This is a genomic window from Holtiella tumoricola (genome assembly GCF_027857615.1).
Lineage (GTDB): Bacteria > Bacillota > Clostridia > Lachnospirales > Cellulosilyticaceae > Holtiella > Holtiella tumoricola.
Window position 1 is genome coordinate 238,775 of record NZ_JAQIFT010000040.1, and the last position, 17,918, is coordinate 256,692.

At 33.0% G+C, this 17,918-nt stretch carries 19 protein-coding genes and 1 riboswitch; of the genes, 4 read left to right on the plus strand and 15 right to left on the minus strand.

Annotation, left to right across the window (positions count from 1 at the left end; all coding sequences use genetic code 11):
* Window positions 1-15: 15 nt before the first annotated feature.
* Both PBV87_RS10060 and PBV87_RS10065 read right to left on the minus strand, forming a co-directional pair.
* Complete coding sequence (locus PBV87_RS10060; protein WP_271012145.1) at window positions 16-1,371, minus strand: carbohydrate ABC transporter permease; 1,356 nt, start codon at window positions 1,369-1,371, stop codon at window positions 16-18.
* A gap of 5 nt (window positions 1,372-1,376) precedes the next feature.
* Complete coding sequence (locus PBV87_RS10065; protein WP_271012146.1) at window positions 1,377-2,072, minus strand: carbohydrate ABC transporter permease; 696 nt, start codon at window positions 2,070-2,072, stop codon at window positions 1,377-1,379.
* A 394-nt stretch (window positions 2,073-2,466) separates the two neighbouring features.
* Here PBV87_RS10065 and PBV87_RS10070 point away from each other — a divergent pair, with 394 nt between their 5' ends.
* The gene (locus PBV87_RS10070) at window positions 2,467-3,327 is read left to right on the plus strand and encodes an AraC family transcriptional regulator (RefSeq protein ID WP_271012147.1); all 861 of its coding nucleotides are present in this window, start codon (window positions 2,467-2,469) and stop codon (window positions 3,325-3,327) included.
* Between the two features lie 58 nt (window positions 3,328-3,385).
* Here PBV87_RS10070 and PBV87_RS10075 read toward each other — a convergent pair whose 3' ends face one another.
* Complete coding sequence (locus PBV87_RS10075; RefSeq protein ID WP_271012148.1) at window positions 3,386-4,099, minus strand: permease; 714 nt, start codon at window positions 4,097-4,099, stop codon at window positions 3,386-3,388.
* Window positions 4,096-4,578 (minus strand): permease, encoded by a 483-nt coding sequence (locus PBV87_RS10080; protein WP_271012149.1) that lies wholly within the window; start codon window positions 4,576-4,578, stop codon window positions 4,096-4,098. Before PBV87_RS10080 ends, PBV87_RS10075 begins: the two co-directional genes overlap by 4 nt.
* 143 nt (window positions 4,579-4,721) lie before the next feature.
* On the opposite strand from PBV87_RS10080, the gene PBV87_RS10085 reads away from it, so the two are divergent.
* Complete coding sequence (locus PBV87_RS10085; RefSeq protein ID WP_271012150.1) at window positions 4,722-5,354, plus strand: Crp/Fnr family transcriptional regulator; 633 nt, start codon at window positions 4,722-4,724, stop codon at window positions 5,352-5,354.
* Window positions 5,355-5,420: 66 nt separating this feature from the next.
* Here PBV87_RS10085 and PBV87_RS10090 read toward each other — a convergent pair whose 3' ends face one another.
* The 6 genes from PBV87_RS10090 to PBV87_RS10115 form a co-directional block, all read right to left on the minus strand.
* The gene (locus PBV87_RS10090; protein ID WP_271012151.1) at window positions 5,421-5,675 is read right to left on the minus strand and encodes a rhodanese-like domain-containing protein; all 255 of its coding nucleotides are present in this window, start codon (window positions 5,673-5,675) and stop codon (window positions 5,421-5,423) included.
* A 6-nt stretch (window positions 5,676-5,681) separates the two neighbouring features.
* Window positions 5,682-5,876, minus strand: coding sequence for a hypothetical protein (locus PBV87_RS10095; RefSeq protein WP_271012152.1), 195 nt, complete (start codon window positions 5,874-5,876; stop codon window positions 5,682-5,684).
* 141 nt (window positions 5,877-6,017) lie between these two features.
* Window positions 6,018-7,952, minus strand: a complete 1,935-nt coding sequence (locus tag PBV87_RS10100; protein WP_271012153.1) for a sensor histidine kinase — start codon at window positions 7,950-7,952, stop codon at window positions 6,018-6,020.
* Between the two features lie 249 nt (window positions 7,953-8,201).
* Window positions 8,202-8,978: a hypothetical protein gene (locus tag PBV87_RS10105; protein ID WP_271012154.1), complete on the minus strand. Its 777-nt coding sequence runs from the start codon at window positions 8,976-8,978 to the stop codon at window positions 8,202-8,204.
* Window positions 8,979-9,122: 144 nt separating this feature from the next.
* A riboswitch (cyclic di-GMP riboswitch) is annotated at window positions 9,123-9,205 on the minus strand.
* A 185-nt stretch (window positions 9,206-9,390) separates the two neighbouring features.
* A complete protein-coding gene (locus PBV87_RS10110) occupies window positions 9,391-10,437 on the minus strand; it encodes a sialidase family protein (protein ID WP_271012155.1) in 1,047 nt (348 codons plus the stop codon).
* A 17-nt stretch (window positions 10,438-10,454) separates the two neighbouring features.
* Complete coding sequence (locus PBV87_RS10115; RefSeq protein ID WP_271012156.1) at window positions 10,455-11,381, minus strand: dihydrodipicolinate synthase family protein; 927 nt, start codon at window positions 11,379-11,381, stop codon at window positions 10,455-10,457.
* 179 nt (window positions 11,382-11,560) lie between these two features.
* Between PBV87_RS10115 and PBV87_RS10120 the strand changes: the two genes are divergently transcribed.
* Window positions 11,561-12,292: a FadR/GntR family transcriptional regulator gene (locus PBV87_RS10120; protein ID WP_053983626.1), complete on the plus strand. Its 732-nt coding sequence runs from the start codon at window positions 11,561-11,563 to the stop codon at window positions 12,290-12,292.
* A gap of 106 nt (window positions 12,293-12,398) precedes the next feature.
* Window positions 12,399-13,721 (plus strand): uracil-xanthine permease family protein, encoded by a 1,323-nt coding sequence (locus PBV87_RS10125; protein ID WP_053983627.1) that lies wholly within the window; start codon window positions 12,399-12,401, stop codon window positions 13,719-13,721.
* Between the two features lie 288 nt (window positions 13,722-14,009).
* On the opposite strand, the gene PBV87_RS10130 is transcribed toward PBV87_RS10125, so the two are convergent.
* Genes PBV87_RS10130 through PBV87_RS10150 form a run of 5 tightly spaced genes read right to left on the minus strand, consistent with a single transcriptional unit; the run spans window position 14,010 to window position 17,917 of the window.
* Entirely contained in the window at window positions 14,010-15,143 is a 1,134-nt protein-coding gene (locus PBV87_RS10130; RefSeq protein WP_271012157.1) for a response regulator transcription factor, read from the minus strand.
* Entirely contained in the window at window positions 15,121-16,227 is a 1,107-nt protein-coding gene (locus PBV87_RS10135; RefSeq protein WP_271012158.1) for a sensor histidine kinase, read from the minus strand. Before PBV87_RS10135 ends, PBV87_RS10130 begins: the two co-directional genes overlap by 23 nt.
* Entirely contained in the window at window positions 16,212-16,703 is a 492-nt protein-coding gene (locus tag PBV87_RS10140) for a MogA/MoaB family molybdenum cofactor biosynthesis protein (protein ID WP_271012159.1), read from the minus strand. The genes PBV87_RS10135 and PBV87_RS10140 overlap by 16 nt, the downstream gene beginning before the upstream one ends.
* A gap of 10 nt (window positions 16,704-16,713) precedes the next feature.
* The gene (gene modA / locus PBV87_RS10145; protein ID WP_271012160.1) at window positions 16,714-17,517 is read right to left on the minus strand and encodes a molybdate ABC transporter substrate-binding protein; all 804 of its coding nucleotides are present in this window, start codon (window positions 17,515-17,517) and stop codon (window positions 16,714-16,716) included.
* Window positions 17,483-17,917: an MOSC domain-containing protein gene (locus PBV87_RS10150; protein ID WP_053983632.1), complete on the minus strand. Its 435-nt coding sequence runs from the start codon at window positions 17,915-17,917 to the stop codon at window positions 17,483-17,485. Before PBV87_RS10150 ends, modA begins: the two co-directional genes overlap by 35 nt.
* Between the last annotated feature and the right edge of the window lies 1 nt (window position 17,918).

Sequence of the window (17,918 nt, forward strand, 5' to 3'; positions counted from 1 at the left end):
AGCCTAATACAATGTTTAACCTTTAACACCAGATGCAATAACACTTTGTTTAAGCTGTTTAGAAAATAAGATAGATAATAAAATAACTGGTGTAATCGTAATAATAGCAAGACCTAATATGGAGTTTTGCTTGGTTCCATTGTTGTTAGAAATATTATAAAGTGCAACATTCAATGTCCATAGTTTTTGATCTTCTGTTACAAGCCATGCCCAGAAGAAATCATTCCAGTTTCCTAAGAAGGTTTGAAGTGCAATAAGTGATATAATCGGTTTAGAAAGTGGCATACATATTTTAAAATATAGGAAAATATTAGATGCCCCATCTATTTTAGCTGCTTCAAAATAAGAACTTGGGATCTTATCAAAGAATCCTTTGTAAAGGTATACAAAGAAACCTGTTGGATAAAGGAATGGTAAAAGGAGTGCCCAGTAGTTGTCATAAGCGCCCATATCTCTAAACATTAAGACCAGTGGCGTCATAATACTTGCAAATGGAATCATCATGGCACCCATAAAGAAGAAAATCATATACTTTGCAGCTTTCTTTCCAAGCATTGTACTAATAACAAAGGCACAAATAGAGCACAAGAAAACTTGTGAAAGAATGGCGAATCCAATAACAATACATGTATTCATGACAAATACACCAAAGCCATATTGACTTACAAGTGGATTATCGCCATAAATGTATTGAGGCATCTTTATGTAATATTTAAAAGTCTCAAGCAATAACCAGACATTATCCTTTACACCACTTGTGATATAAGTTCCATTTAACTCAAAATCCTCTGTTAAAATCTCTGTAATCTGCTCATTGTAAGTATTTTCATACCCCTCTAAATCTAACTCATGAGAAAGTCCTTCTAGATCAAAATCATATCCTATATTTTGTATAACCTGTTTATGCCTCTCTTTAGCAAGTAATACCTTTTGCTTGGCTACAGCCCCTGCATAGACCCCATAATCACGTTCTAACTGAATCAAACTCTGATGCACCCTACTCGTAAAGATCGTCTTGTCATTCATCTTGGCATACACTTTATACTCATAGACACTTTCTTTACTTAAGTCATCTGCAACTCCAAACATAGCCATAACTGTATCTTCAATTAACATTTCTTCAATTTCTTCTGGTGCCTTACCATCATGAGCGGTATAATCTAGCTCTATTACAATACTCTTAGCCATTTCCGGTAAAATTTTAGGTGGAATGTCATAGATCTTTTTGCTATCTTTCATGGAGTTTCCTATTGTAAAGAAGAAAGGATAGAGCATCACACATACAAATAGCGCTGAAATAATAAATGCACCTATCTTTAAACTTCTTTCTTCTGCTGTTGCTTTAATTTTATTATTTATTCTTTTTTTCATAGTGCCTACTCCCTTTCCGCATTCTCAAAGTGCATTTGCATCAATGTAACTATACCTACTATAAGCAACATGATAATGGATGCGGCTGAGCCTCTGCCATAGTTATAATCTTTATTAAAGGTATTGAAAATATAAATTCCCTGAGTGGTTGATGCACCGCTTGGTCCACCTGATGCATATAAATAGGGAACATCTAGCGCATTCATAGCCACAATAACAGCCATAATAAATTGAATGAAAATCATAAACTTTATATTTGGTAAAATGATATAAACGATTTTTCTCCAACCTACACAGCCATCAAGTGCTGCTGATTCTAATACATCTGTTGAGGTGCTTTGTATAGCTGCTAAATATAATAGTACATTGAGTCCACCACCTAGCACACCTGGGAAGACGATACAAAATAGAACAAGCTTTGGATCACTGAGCCATGTTTGAGGCTCTACACCAAAAAGTGCCACGATTGAATTGGCAATACCATAGTCTGGATGCCATATCCATTTCCATATGATTACATTTACAACCGCTGGAATAAGTGCTGGAATAATATATAGCGTTGTAAATGTATTTTGCAACCTTCCAAGTTCATTTAAGAAAAGTGCTTGTATAATGGGAATTAAAAAGGTCATTCCAATTTGCAAAAATAATATGATAAAGGTTGTTGCCCAAGCATCCCAATAGAACTTAGATTGAAACATGTTTATGTAATTTTCAAAACCTACAAACGTTCCCGGCCTATTGATGGGATCGTACTTATACAAAGATATAAAAAATGCCCTTAATATGGGGTAATACCTTAACCAAATTGTAAAAATTATGGGAAGTGCCAGTATAACCCACGGTGTTACTTTTTGCCTCCAAAAATAGCCCCTGTCCATATCTATATTTTTATAATTATCTTTTACTTTTCCTCTACGCTTTTCCCCTTTCATTTCAAGCCCCTTTCTCTTTTCATATAATAATATTTTTTGTATATATTGCTTAAAAATTTTAAATTTGTTACTATTATTTTATACATATACAAAGATTGTATAAATGCATTTTTAGTCTTAAAACATATAATTTTGGGCTACCTACGAAAGGACATACACTATGATAATGAATATTTATCAACTCTACCCTTTACAACCACTTTTCAATGTCACCAATCTCATCTCTATGTTCTACATGACCTTTGACAAACACCATAAAGTCAAAGGTGAAGTACATAACTTTTGGGAACTCGTCTATGTAGAGGAAGGTACTATTGGTGTAACTGCACATGATCAAATCTTTGAACTACATAAAGGGCAAATGATTTTCCACAAACCTGGCGAATTTCATAATCTTTGGTCTGCTAACGGAAGTAATCCTACTGTTTTCATTCTTACTTTTACACTTGATGAAGACGTTAAGGCGTTAGAAAATATACTTTGTACCCTCACTGAAAGTGAAATGAATATGACTAAAACCCTTATCACAGAATGTAGATTTTTTGAAACTTTAGTGGACGACGAAACAACGCTGATGAGCCTAAGATGTACCCAACCCCTTTCTTATGGCCTCAATCATACAGTTAAAAACTACTTAGAAGTTCTTCTACTTTCTATTATTAAAAATCATCAATCTGAAAGTTATCCAAAGATTCTCAATGCTTCTCAAGCCAACTATCATAAAATTACTTCTTACATACAGGGAAATTTGTTTAATAAACTCAGCATCAATATGATTTGTGAAAACTGTAATATTAGCCCTACAGCGCTTAAAAATTTATTTAGAAAATATGCAGGTATAAGCGTTATGGAGTATGTTGCCCAGCTTAAGATTCAAGCTTCAATTCCACTACTAGAAGCTGGGATGAGTCACCAAGAAATAGCAGATCAACTGGCTTTTTCATCCCCATATTACTTTTCTACTGTTTTCAAACGGGTTATTGGTACTTCTCCAAAATACTTTAAAGATATTTCACAATAATTATGCAATAATAAAAGACCTACTTACATGTCTATCTAGACAAATAAGTAGGTCTTTCCTATTCATTATAGTGAATGGCTTTAACGGGACAAGCATTTATGACTGATTGTAAGATCGAGTGGTCCAATTCTTGGGATTCTATTACTGTAGCTTTCTTACCCTCCATTGCAAACTGTGCCGGATACTTCTTGCTACATACCGTACATCCCATACAGGCTTCCTTATTAATAAAGAGTCCCTTTTTCATTTCTTCTACTTGTGATAAATCGGTATCCTTAATTATTTTTTGAGTTATCCAAGCAAAGATTAAAATAGAAAGGACAGTAAGAGTCCATCGAATAATCATAAATTTAACTCCTAGGAACTTTGCTTCATTTAAAAGCATTGGAATTTTCACCACAGCCCATGAACTTAAAATGATAACAATATTTTTAATAGATGCTCCTTTTTGGTAAAGCATGACACAAAAAGGAAAGGCAGCATAAATAGGTCCTGCTGATATACTCCCAAGTAAAAAAGCTAAAAATGTTCCTTTTACCTTTGCCTCCTTACCCAAATACTTCATGATGGTTTCTTTTGGAATCCAGGTATCTAAAAGGGCTGTCAATACAAAGATAACAGGCATAATCATAAGCATTTCCTTTATGTAGTAGCCACTATTTTTAATTCCTTGCAAACCCATTTGAGGATTTATTCCAGTTAATATAATATAGGTCATAATGACCATCATTAAAAAGACATTTGCCTTGATTAATCCTATAACCTTTTTCATAAAATCACCCCCATCACTAATGCAATAATAATGGCAAAAGCAAAGCTTAGTATATTTCTAGTTACTGCAAATTTTGTACCAAAAGCTCTTTTTTCTAATGGAAAAGTAGCCACACCTACCATAGTAAGTGTCGTTAAAAAGGCTACCGAAGGCATAATACCCACCCCTGCACTTGCTAGTGTGCCAATGAGGGGAAATGCAATAAAGGCTGGAATTAATATTACCGTTCCAAAAGCTGCCGCTGCAATAGTAGCAATAAATATATTTTGCTTACCAATTATATAAGCAATCTGCTCTGGTGGTAATATGGCTAGAATAAGTCCTATTGCAAATATCACTGCAAAAATGGAAAGTGCCATTCCCTTTCCCATAAAGAGTGCCTTTTTTAATGCCTCCTTTGTTTTACTTTTGTCTTTCATAAAGGACACCATTAATAAACCTACTGTAATGACCCAAATAGCTATTGTGAAAATATCCATGATTCTACTCCTTTTCTTAGTAATCTGTTCTCATCATACAAGATTTTAGGGAGTAAAAAGAGACTCTTATGTTTCTTTTTTAATAGTGTTATTTGAGATATAATGATTTAAGATAGAATGATGCATAAAGAGGTGGGATTAAAATGAAAGCTATTCCTATTTTTGAAGGGGTAGAGCAAGATTTACTCAATCAATTAAGCTTAACTTATAAAAAATATAAAAAGGGTGTCACCGTATATATGCAGGGTGAGTCTTGTAAAAGTATGGATATTGTACAATCTGGTAGCTTAGTGGCCTATGCACTTGCCCACAATGGCTCTGAAAATGTAGTCTTTGAATTTGAAAAAGGTAGTATCATTGGTGCAAATCTTCTTTTTGGCAATGCAAATTATTATCCCATGAATATGTACTGTACAGCTGATTGTGAGCTTTTACATTTAGATAAAGAGAATGTTGAATACCTGCTGCATGACTACCAGTTTACCATGCAATTTGTAAAAAGCTTATCCTTAAATGCCCAAGGCATGAATAAAAAAATCACCATGTATACCCAAAAATCCTTACGTGAAAATCTCCTAGACTACTTACACGCTTTATCTATAGAACAAAAAAGTACTATAGTTACCCTACCCATAAGCAAAAAGCAGTTGGCTGATTATCTAGGTGTACAGCGCCCTTCACTTTTCCGTGAACTTAAAAAGTTAAAAGATGAAGGCACGATTGCTATTCAAAATCGACAGATTATCCTTGCTCATATCCATAATATCCATGTTTAAATGTAGCAAAAAACCTACTTAAATCATCTATTAAGTAGATGATTTAAGTAGGTTTTTATATCCTCTTTATTCTTGTACGATTTCATAATGCCAGTCAATGATCCCACCAAAATCATAGACATTCTCGTAACCGAAAGCCAAAAACTTACGGGCAGCTTCCTCACTACGGTGCCCACTTCGACAATAAATAAGTATCGTGTCATCTGTATTAGGTAAACTCTCAAGTAGTATATTCCCAATCGTTTCATTAGGGATTACCATTGCATTTTGAATATGCCCTGTATCATATTCCTCTTGAGTACGTACATCTACAATAATCACTTCCTCTTAGTCTATCATACCTTTGGCTTCTTCTTCAGTAATTTTATGATAAGCCCCTGTTTCTTCCAAAACGATATTATCACTAGTTGAATGTTCTGATGCTACTAGATTATCGGATGTAGGACTTACTACTATACAGCCAGTCAAAAACACCACTGTGAAGACGACTAAAATACTTTTAATCATCATTACTCCTTCCATAGCTATCCTAGCGTTTTATTTACCTTCATCACTTCTCATAATAGCTCTATCTCTTAATATAGACTTAAGTATATCTATTTTTATAAATCTATTAAACTAGACACTTTTTAGTAACCTTATCTTTTATAAAGATTTGCTCTATTATAAATCAGAAAATTCAAGTTGTACGATTTGATTGCCTTCATATTGAACTCTAGATTTTTTAACTGCATCTTCTAATGCATTCTTAATTGGCAATGTAATTGTAAAGCTTGCCCCTTTTCCCTCTAAACTTTCTACAGTAATCTCTCCCTCATGTAAATCTATTAACCGTTTGACTATGTATAGACCAATTCCACTTCCCTCACCTGACTTTGCCAATTTATTATCTATACTGTAAAATTTCATAAAAATTTGTTCTAATTTATCTGAAGCAATGCCTATACCTGAATCTTGAATACGTATTTTGACGTACCCCTCAACTTTTTCCATAGATGCATTAATTTTGCCTGACTTTGTCGTAAACTTAATCGCGTTAGATAATAAATTAAGAATAACCCGTTCTATTTTTTCGATATCTATTACTGTAAAGATTTCTTCATCTTCTGTATCAAATATAAACTCGATTTCCCTTTGTTGCATATAATCAAGTGCACCTAAACAGATATCTTCTACCACCTCTACGATGTTAACATATTCAAATTTCATCTGATAGCAGCTCTCATCCTCTAGTTTCACTGTATCCACTAAGTTATTAACTAATCGTAGCAGTTTATTAGAATTTTGTGTAATTACCTTTAGTCGATTTATAAGATATTCACGTTCAATCTCCTCATCTATAGACTCAAGTAACTGAACACTACTTCTAATAACATTAATAGGCGTCTTAAGATCATGACTTATACCTGCAATAAAATCTGTTTTTATTTGGGCTTGCAGTTTAGTTTGCTCATAAAGCTTTTTACTTTTCTTAACAGCTTGCCTTTGCCTATAAATATAATAAAATAAATAAGCTATCAGACCTAGTATACCTAAAATAAGACTCCTCATAATGTATTTCATACTTCTAGGTAACAAGAATTGAAACTTTGGCCTATTTATAAGGATACTATTTTGAGGAATCTTACTAACCTGAAGGTTATTTATATAGATTTGTTCATAATCAAATATATAATCATTTTCGCCTATTCGTATCTCTGGAAATTCTTGTTCTTCCAAAATGGTATTTGCCATCTTGGCAAGTTCTATCCCTTCTCTTTCTGCTCTACCTGCAACACCTCCTATCACACCTTTTCCTACATAATTTTCATCATAGGTATAGATTGGTGCGTTGCTGACTAATTTAATCTGCTCTATTATTTTCTTAGCGAACACTACCGTTTGTGTTTCTCGACTTATATAGTTATTTCCTATTATAATCGCATAATTAGAATCCTTCTCTTCCTTAAGATTCTGTATAATATCTTCTATATAAATCTCCCACATAAACTCAAGCTCTAATTGCTTTGCATATACTTTCTTTACTGAGCTATATTTCTCTTCAAATTCAGGTGTATTTTCTAAGTCACAAGCTACTTGAATAAATTTTATTTTTTCAATGTCTTTATGATTTTCTTTAATTAAGTTAACGATTTTTGTTATATTGCTATCATATAGAATACCTGTTACATGATTTTTTTCTTCTTCATTAATTACAGTATTTATAGATGCTCCTGAAAATAATATAGGTACTTCATAAAATATACTTTCTTGATTTAAAACTTCTTCTTTCATTATTTCTAATCCACTATTGCCTAATGTGCCAAGTAAGTCTGGATTAAAATTTTTATATTTACTATTGAGTAATTCTATAAACTCTTTATAATATTCCTCACTATTATAAAGGCTACTATTAAGATACTCTATCTCTAAATTAATGTTTCCTCCTCTTAACTCTTCTAATTCATGAATAAACTTAGGTATTAATTTGCTACTCCAACTATTGGTATTATTATAAGAGTCTATTATTAATATATTGGTATTTTCAACTTCTCTTTCTTTATAAGCATATAGCCTAGTTGGAAATAAACCAAATAAAAATAAACTGATTATAATCAATTGATAGATTTTTTTCTGTATCAGGTGCATAGAGTCCCCTTATATAATTTATTTTTAACTTCAAATTATTATAAAAATATAATTTTGAATCTAGATTCATTTTACAACATCTCCTATCTAATTCCAATACTCTATCTAAATCTTAACCATTTTATTATCCTAATATAAAAAGCCTACTTAAATGTCTATTATGTGACATTTAAGTAGGCTTTTTATAAGCTATATATTTAGTTGATCTTTACATTAAGCTTATCTAATGATAGGAATTCTAACATTGATTGGTACAGATGAGTTTGTTGCATTACCTTCAATTTTGAATTCGAAATGTGTTCTCCAAGATTCTACACCATTCATTGCTTGTACGCGCATCTTAACTTGGTTTGGTTTAAGGCTATCACAGTATGCTACTGGATAAATGTACATGCCACATGAATTCATCATACTCACTCTGATGTAATTTCCAAAACATGTTGTATTAAATCTTGCATTATTAATATTCATAACTAGGTCAAAGCCTTGTGTTAATTGTTGAACGGTAACACCTTTATCTACATTTGTTGTAATAGATGGTGTACCAACATGGGCTAAATCATTAATAACTTTAATCGTAATTGTTCTATCTGCGCCATCTGAAAATACAGAACCATCAATATTAATCACCCAATCTCCACTGTATGCAATACCTGGATTTGACCAGTTTACATTCATTGAAAAGAGTTCTTTGTTGTAATGTACACCTTCTGATACGCTTACATCATAATTATGTGTTACTGCATCACTAAACTTGTAAGGATCTGTTGTTGTTAATTTCACACCATTCAGTTTAAATTCGATATGAACAGCGCCATCGCCTTTTACCATATCTGAATATCTAACTGTTGTAATATTAGGTGTAATACCTTGCATTCCTACATTTTGTTGATTGGTTACACTTGTTGCTTGTACAGGCGCTGCCATAACTGGTGTTACCCCTACACTCATTACAATTAATCCTACTGCTGCTAGTTTTTTCATCATTTTTTTCATTTCTTTCTTCCTTCCTATTCTTATGAAATAGATAAGGACGCAAAAAAAGCCTATCCAATAGGAATAGACCACAGCGAATAAGGGTACAAATTAAATTTGTATCCTTAATAAAAGTTAATACTCAAATAAAAGCTTATATTAACTTTTAGCAACTGGCTGGTATAGCATATGCCTTAACCCCTATAGCTTTGCGTCGCAAGGTTTCCCTTGTTTTGCCTATTCATTTACACTAAAATAATACACTATAGTATAATTTTAGTCAATAATTACTATTTGTTTTTTTTAACGACTTCTTAATACTTAACTTTTTAATAGATATACAAATGTTACCATAAGTGCAATAAAGTTCTACCTAAATGCCATTTACTGACAAATAAGTAGATCTTTATTCGCTATTCATTTTCACTTATTTTTATTTCATAAGATACATCTTATCAAACACAGCAAGAATTAATGCCTCCGGATAGCCACCTTCTTCTACTTTATTATGCTCAAAAAAGCAATAATAGTACTTTCCATCTGGTGAAATTGCAATATCTGCATACCCTGCGACTTCTGCAATCTTTTTACTATATTTCCATGTTTTTGCATCATCTTCGCTCATACGGACAGTTAAATTAATTCGTGGCGCCCACCCCCTTGCATCATTGTATGCACAATTGACAAATAAAATGGTATCCTCTGTTTTTACAATACTCCCAAAACAAATAGGATCTGGTAAGTTCATATCTGCAACAGGCTTAGAAAATTGATCTTTCCCATTAGGAGATACAGCAGTATAGCGATAATGTACTTTTCCATTGTGGCGAATATTAAGCATTACACAACCATCTGATAACTCTACAGCTTGTGTTTCATTAGGCCAAACAAAGTCATCCTCTGTACTCTCACTCCCATAAATGATCTCACCACGCTCCCATGTTTGACCACCATCATCACTTATAATAGTACTCACCTGTGTAGGAAAATGGTTATTACCTTCTCCACGGGCTAGCCAAATAGGCACAACTAATCTTCCATTTTGTAGCTCAATCCCATGACCTGGACCTACTGCAAACAAAGACCAATTATATTCTTGTCTAAAAGCTTCTACGCATTCTAAGATGCTTACTGGCTCTGAAAAGGTAGCCCCATCATCATAGCTTACTTGATAGAAAAGTTGCCTGTAATCCTTTTGCCATAAAAAATGAACCTTTCCATCTTTTGATGCGATCATGACAGGATTATTGATGGCTATTTCATCATCATAGACCACCATTTGCCTTATATCAAAAGTAGTACCTCCATCTATACTCCTTCGTACACCAATCCCACGTGTACTCCAATCACTTTCGCTCAGTCTTGTTTCATAATAGGTAATTATTGTACCTTTTGTTGTCACTACAATTCCAGGTATTCTATAAGCCTTAAACCCCTGTTCACCACTTGTTTCAATATTGACCCATTTTAATTCGCTCATCCTTATCGTCTCCACTTTTAAATGTTTTTTAAGAACGCTACTTCTGTTACATGGTACTTGTCTTTAATTTGTCTTAATGCTTCTTTAAATGTATCTAACTCACTGTCTTTATAGTTGGTAAAAGGTCGACGTGAATAACCTGCATCTACACCTTGCCACTTAATCATATTTCTCATAAGTGCTATATAGTCATATTTTAATGCCGCAAGAATAATTTCTGTTGCAATTTTTTGCAGACGCACGCCTTTGGTAAGTTCTCCCCTTTGAACAGCTTGATTAATCTCTTTAAATAATTCTGGCATTACATTATAAAATGAACCAATAATACCATCTGTTCCTAAAGCAAGCCCTGAAAATGACATTTCATCACATCCTGAATAAATCATAAACTTTTCACCCAATATTTCTTTGAGATGCCCCATTTGATCGTGGTCTTTGCCTGTAAATTTCAAACCTTTTACATTCTCTAGTTGGGATAACTTTAAAATAAGCTCTGTTCCCATCAAACCAGCTAATGGCACATTATAAATAATCATTGGAAGAGGGGTAGCTTCTGCAATATCTTTATAATAATTATAAATATTTTGTTCACTAAACCTCCAGTAAAAAGGTGGTACTGAAGAAACTGCATCTGCTCCCACTTCATAAGCATGTTTGGCAAGATCTATAGATTTTTTAGTCCCAATATCCCCTATATGTACAATCACAGGTTTTCTTCCTGCGACCCTATGTACAACTGTTTCTACTACCTTTTTTCTCTCCTCCCCTGTCATTAAAAAACCTTCTCCGGTACTTCCTGTAAGATAAAATCCATCCACATCTCTTTTTAATAAAAAGTCAACCAGTGCTTCTGTTCTTTTAACATCAACTTCTTCATTTTCATCAAATAATGTAAGCATTGCAGGAATAACACCGCTTATCGCTTCAATATCAAAGTGGCTCATTATATAATCTCCTTTTTATCTTCTTATTCATTTGTACTTTGTCCTACAAACTACTATTATAATACTTTAGTATAAATTTAAATGTCAATACGTTTGTTGACATTTAAATGAAACTTTAATACTATGTTCTTGTACTTAATCTCAAAAAGCTACAAATACTTTAATAAAGGTTGTGTCTAATGTCTCATACAAAAGCACCTACTATGAAAAACTTAAAAAGTCGCAAACTCTATTTACAAGTTTACGACGAACTCAAAGATTATATTGTCCAAAATCAACTTAAACCTGGTGATAAACTTCCTACAGAAATGGAGATGTGTACACTACTTGGTGTCAGTCGAAATGTATTAAGAGAAGCTATCAAATCATTAGAGATCTCAGGAATCGTTAGTTCAAAGCCAGGTGTTGGTATTATCATACAAGAATTTAATACAGATTTTTTATTCCATAATTTACTCTATAATTTAGCCGGAGATAGCGAAAAACTTTTATCTCAGACTTTGGCCGTTAGGCGCACTTTAGAACTTGGTTTTCTTCAAGAAGCCTTTGATCATTTAACCCAAGAGGACCTCATTCTACTACAGAACCATCTAGAAATAATGCAAAATATTCAAAAGGAAAATAGTAAGCAAAAGAATCTTCAGCTTATCTTTGGAGCTGAATTTTATGAAGCTGATGCGAACTTCCATCAAACACTTTTTGCTTCTACAGGGAATACTATTTTATCTTCTATTATCCAAGCCGTTTGGGCATGTGATAAATATCATAAGCAACACATTCAGCCACCCTATATGGAACAAACTGTTGCTAAACATGAGAAAATCGTTGCAGCTCTTCTTGCCAAAGATTTTGAGGCCTTTAAGCAAGCGATGAACTATCATTTTAATGTGCATTATAAAACTTATGACTAAGCAAATAGTACAAAAATTTTTAGGTTACCTTAAAATTTTTGTACTATTTTATTTTTTTTATCAATACACTAGTAGTACAAATCATTTTATAAGGAGGAGTGTACATATGAATTGTAAAAAAGAAAATATGTATCAACTAGAAGGAAGTGTACCACTAAAAGATGCCATTCCACTAGGTATGCAACACATCCTGGCCATGTATGCTGGAAACTTGGCCCCATTACTTGTACTTGCAGGTGTATTAAGCATGAATATGGACATACGAATTATTCTACTCCAAAATGCAATGTTTGTTGCAGGTCTAATTACCCTCTTACAGCTCTATCCTATTTGGAAAGTAGGTTCTGGCCTCCCTGTTGTTATGGGCACCAGCTCCGGCTTCATTCCAGTAAGTATTGGTGTAGGTACACAGTTTGGCTATGGTGCTATTATGGGAGCTTCTCTCATTGGTGCATGCGTAGAGTTTTTACTCGGCTTTATCATCAAACCTCTTAGAAAACTTATTCCTCACGTTGTAAGCGGAACCGTTGTACTTATCCTTGGTATTTCCCTTATCCCTGTCGGTATTCAATTTATTGGTGGTGGTGTAGGTGCACAAAGCGATCCAAGCTTTGGTTCACTACAAAATCTCCTTCTAGGTATCATTGTTTTTGTAACCATTATTGCACTCAGACAATTTGGCAAAGGTTTCTTAAGTATTTCTTCTATTCTCATTGGTATTATCGTCGGTTATATTGTAGCCATCTTTATGGGTATCGTAGACTTTTCTGGTGTTGCAACTGCTCCATGGTTTGCTTTACCTAAACCAATCTTTATGATTGAAGGTCTTGAATACTCTTTCCATCTAGAAGCTATTATCCCATTTATTCTTGTATACTTAGCAACAACAGTTGAAACCATTGGTGACAATACAGGTATTGCTGTAGGTGGTCTAGGTCGTGATATTACAGACCGAGAACTTCAAGGTGCAGTTCATGCTGATGGTTTTGGAAGTGCCTTTGCAACCCTTTTTGGTGTTATGCCTAATACTTCTTTTAGTCAAAATGTAGGTCTTATTGGTATGACTAAAGTTGTTAACCGCTTCGTCCTTATGACTGGTGCAGTCTTCCTTATTCTTTGTGCACTTTTCCCTAAACTTGGTGCTATTGTCGCTTCTATTCCTAACCCAGTACTTGGTGGCGCTGTTATCCTTATGTTTGCTATGATCAGCATGAGTGGTCTCAATCTTCTTATTAATAACGGCAAAATTTCTGACCGCACAGGCCTTATTGTAGCTGCTTCTTGTGCTGTAGGTTTCGGACTTAGCAACTGTCCAGAAGTAATGCGTGCACTTCCAACACTTATACAAAATATGTTTAGTCAAGCCATCGTAGGTGGCTTCGTCACAGCACTTCTTCTTAATCTTATCCTCCCACATAAAGCTGATTAGTGTTAAATAAAAAGGATTTACTTGAATACCTCTACAATAGGTAAAATAAGTAAATCCTTTTTTCTTATCCGTTTCTCTCTATAACATCACAGATATATTCCTAAACTCCAAAATTTGAAATATATATTCTATTCCAATTGATATACTGTTATTACTTCATTAGTATAACCCTTCATATGAAATTTTTATAAGATGAATTAAAATTTTTAGTTCAGCACTTTCTTTAAGGACCTAAATATATAAGTTATAAAGCTTAGCTTAACACACTCTTCTATATGTACATCACTTTCAGTAAACTTGATGTTCTCTACGATATTCATTAGGCGTCATGCCTTCTAGTTCTTTAAAAACTTTACTAAAATATTTTTCGTTATTAAATCCTACTTGCTCGGCAAGCATATATATCTTCATATCTTTAGTCCGTAAAAGCTCTTTAGCTTTCTCTATTCGAATATGCATAATATAATCGGTTAATTTTTCACCTGTAGTCTTTTTAAACAAATCTGAGATATAGGCGGGATGTAAATAAACTTGTTCTGCTATATCTTGTAAGCTAATTTTATCTTGATAATTAGTATGTACATAGCTCTTTATCTTTTGAACAATATGAATACTTCCACCTTTATCCTTATCATGGTCTAGCTGCTCGAGTAAAAGTTGAATATGATGTTTTATTGCTTCTTTAGCTGTTAAAAGATCACTAGATATAAGTTTATCAAAAAACATTGTACTTTTTAATGCATTCTCTATTTTATTATTACATTTACATAAATGCATTTCTTTACAACTTAGTATACTAATTATCTTATTCTCTGCAGTAGTAATAAGAATATTGCATTTTAAGGTACATGTCTTTTGAATAATTGTAGTTAATTCATTCTTTATATCATCTAACTTTTTATGACTTTTACCAGCTAGAATCCAATACTGATTTTTTAATTGTATTTTATTTAATGCAGCTTCAAGTTTTTCTTCACTTAAATAAGGTACGTGTAAAAGTTCATCTAAATACTTCATTTTAAGCTCTTCTAGACTTTCTAAACTTTTGAAATATTGTAAGTGATTTTGTTTAGCTTTTTCTAATACTTCTACTATTTTAGCTGGCATAATAGGTTTTAAAATATAACCAATTACATTATAATGGATAGCTTGTTGTGCATACTCAAATTCGCCATAACCACTTGCTATAACAAATTGAATATGTGAACTTACTTCCTTTGCATGACTTATAAATTCAAGTCCACTCATATGTGGCATTTTTATATCTACAAATATAATATCTGGTATAATAGATTTCATTAATTCTAAAGCTAATAAACCATCTTCCGCTGTATATACATCCGCATCTTTTTCTACCGTTTTGATGAGTTTCTCCATACCTCTTCTAATTTTAGGCTCATCATCTATTATCAAGATTCTCATCTAAGTCATCCCTCCTTTCTAAAATAATACATATCGTTGTTCCTTCATCTACCTTACTCTTAATTTCCATACTACTTTTTTCGCCATAGGTTAACTGAATACGTTGATTTACATTAGCAAGTCCGATATGTACTTTTTCATTCCCGTCTACTATTTTATCTGCTATTGCTATTTTTTGTCTTAATTTTTCAAGACGTTCTGGTTTAATTCCTAATCCATTATCTTTAATCTCAAAAATAAGTTTATCATCCTCTGCTCTCCCACTAATTCTTACAAATCCCTCTTTTTGTCTATTTTCAACTCCATGAATTACCGCATTTTCTACAATGGGCTGTAGCAAAAGTTTTGGAATTTCATTTTCTAAAATATCAGGTTGTATTTGTATTTTATAGTTTAGCCGTTCTTCAAATCTACTTTTTTGGACAAGTAAATAATTTTGTATTTGTTGCAGTTCTTCTCTTACTTTAACTTGCTTTTTTGTATCATCAATGCTATACCTTAAAATATCTGATAATGCAATAACAATATGACTCATCTCAATATCTCCGTTTTCAATGAGTGCCCAATTAATCATATCTAATGCATTATATAAAAAATGAGGGCTAATTTGTGCTTGCAATGCTTTAAGTTGAGCATTTTTTTCACTAATCTCTAGCTTATAGGTTTTATCAATTAGATGACTAAGTTCTTCTTTCATTTCTTTAAAAGATTGGGTTAGGCTTCCTATTTCATCTTCTTTTTCCACTTCCACTTCAAAGTTAAACTCCCCTTGTCGAACCCTTTGAAAATGACTAATAAGTTTTCTTATACCTTGAATAAAATTATAAGAAACACCTATTGAAAAACAAATAGATAAAGTTATAATAATTAGATTCATTTTAATATATAATGTATCTATTTTCTGAAGCTGTAAGTGTACTTGTTGTGCATCATCTGGGGTTAAAGTAGAAAGTATCATTTCAATAATGGTATTCATCTCATTATAAATAATAGCACCTGAAAATAAGCTAGGAATAGTTCCTAGTGCTAAAAATCCCCAAATAAGTTTGTTTTTAAGGCTCATATTGCCTATTTTCTTCCACATTCCTTAGCACTTCCTATCATAATCTCTAAACCATGTGTAAGGGAAGGTAGAATAAAGCTTAAGTTCTCCTTAACAGCTTTGGGACTTCCAGGTAAATTAATAATAAGCGTTTGATTGCGGATACCAGCTACTGCACGACTTAGCATAGCCCTTGGTGTAATTTGCAGACTATAATATCGCATAGCCTCTACGATACCTGGCGTTTCTTTAGTGATCACTTTTTTTGTAGCCTCTGGCGTTACATCTCTTTGTGAAAAGCCTGTCCCCCCTGTTGTAACAAGTAAGTCTACATGATCTTCATCACACATCTTTATCATACTTGCTTCTAGTTGTTCTTCTTCATCCGCAACTATTTCATAAGTAACTACTTGATAACCAGCTTCTTCTAACAATGTACGTAATAGTGCACCACTCACATCTTCTCTTAATCCTTGTGAACCTTTATCACTTGCGGTAATAATACCTACTGTAAACATATATTCCTCCTTATCTAAAACCATATTTTTGCATTACTTGTCTACCTTGTTCAGAAAGAATAAAGTCATAAAGCTGTTCAGCTTCTTCTTGATTTTTGGTCTGGCTTAATTGACCTATCCAATATTGGGTTTCAACTTTTGCCTCTTCTGGAAGGGGTAGTACACGTACTTCGTCTCTCGTTTCACCCATTAAATCAGAATTATAGACAAATCCACAATCCCCTTCACCAAGTACTATTTTAGTAAGTACTTGCTTTACATTCGTTTCTTTTGAGACTACATTTTGTAAGCACTTCTCTTTAAATCCTTCACCATAACTAAGTTCTAACGCTTCCATAATCTGTTTAGCATATATGCTTATAGGTACACCTTCTTCTGCTAAAATAAGTTGACATCCCTCTTTTGCTAGATCTTCAATTTGATTAATTGTATTTTGTGATTCTAAAGAAGCTATAAGTACGACATCATTATGTGCTAAAATTTGTCCTTGCATAAAGTATCCTTTTTCTTCTAACTCTTCATAAATATCTTTATTCGCTGATAAAAACAAGTCAACTTCTGCACCTTCTAGGATTTGCATTTTTAGTGTATTCGTACCCGCAAAATTTAATGTAATCTCAACGTTTGGATGTTGTGCATTATACATCTTTGTGATCTCATTAAGTGGCTCCTTCAAAGAAGAGGCTGCTGAAACATTTAATGTAACTTGATCTAAATTTTTCGGACTACATCCTGATAATACAAACATAACTAAACTACTTAATAGTATAAAAAGTTTTCTATACTTCCACCACATATATTTCATCCCCTTCATTTAGTATACCACCTTCTAATACACGTGCAAAAATACCTTGTTTAGGCATAATACATTCTCCCATTTTATAATAGATTTGACAATGTTTATGACACTCTTTTCCTATTTGTGTAACTTGTAATAAAATATTACCAGAACGTAATAAAGTACCTACTGGCAAGTTTACAAGGTCAATACCTGCCACAACTAAGTTTTCTCCAAAGTCTCCATCCTTTACTTGTGCACCACGTGCTTTAAAATCTTCTATTTTTTCAAATGCTAATAAGCTTACTTGACGATGCCAATTTCCCGCATGTGCATCTTCTTTAAGCCCATGCTCACAAATAAGTTCACAACTTTTAACCGGCTGTTTCTGTGTACCTTTTTTCTCGCTCATACATATTGCCATAATTTTTCCCATG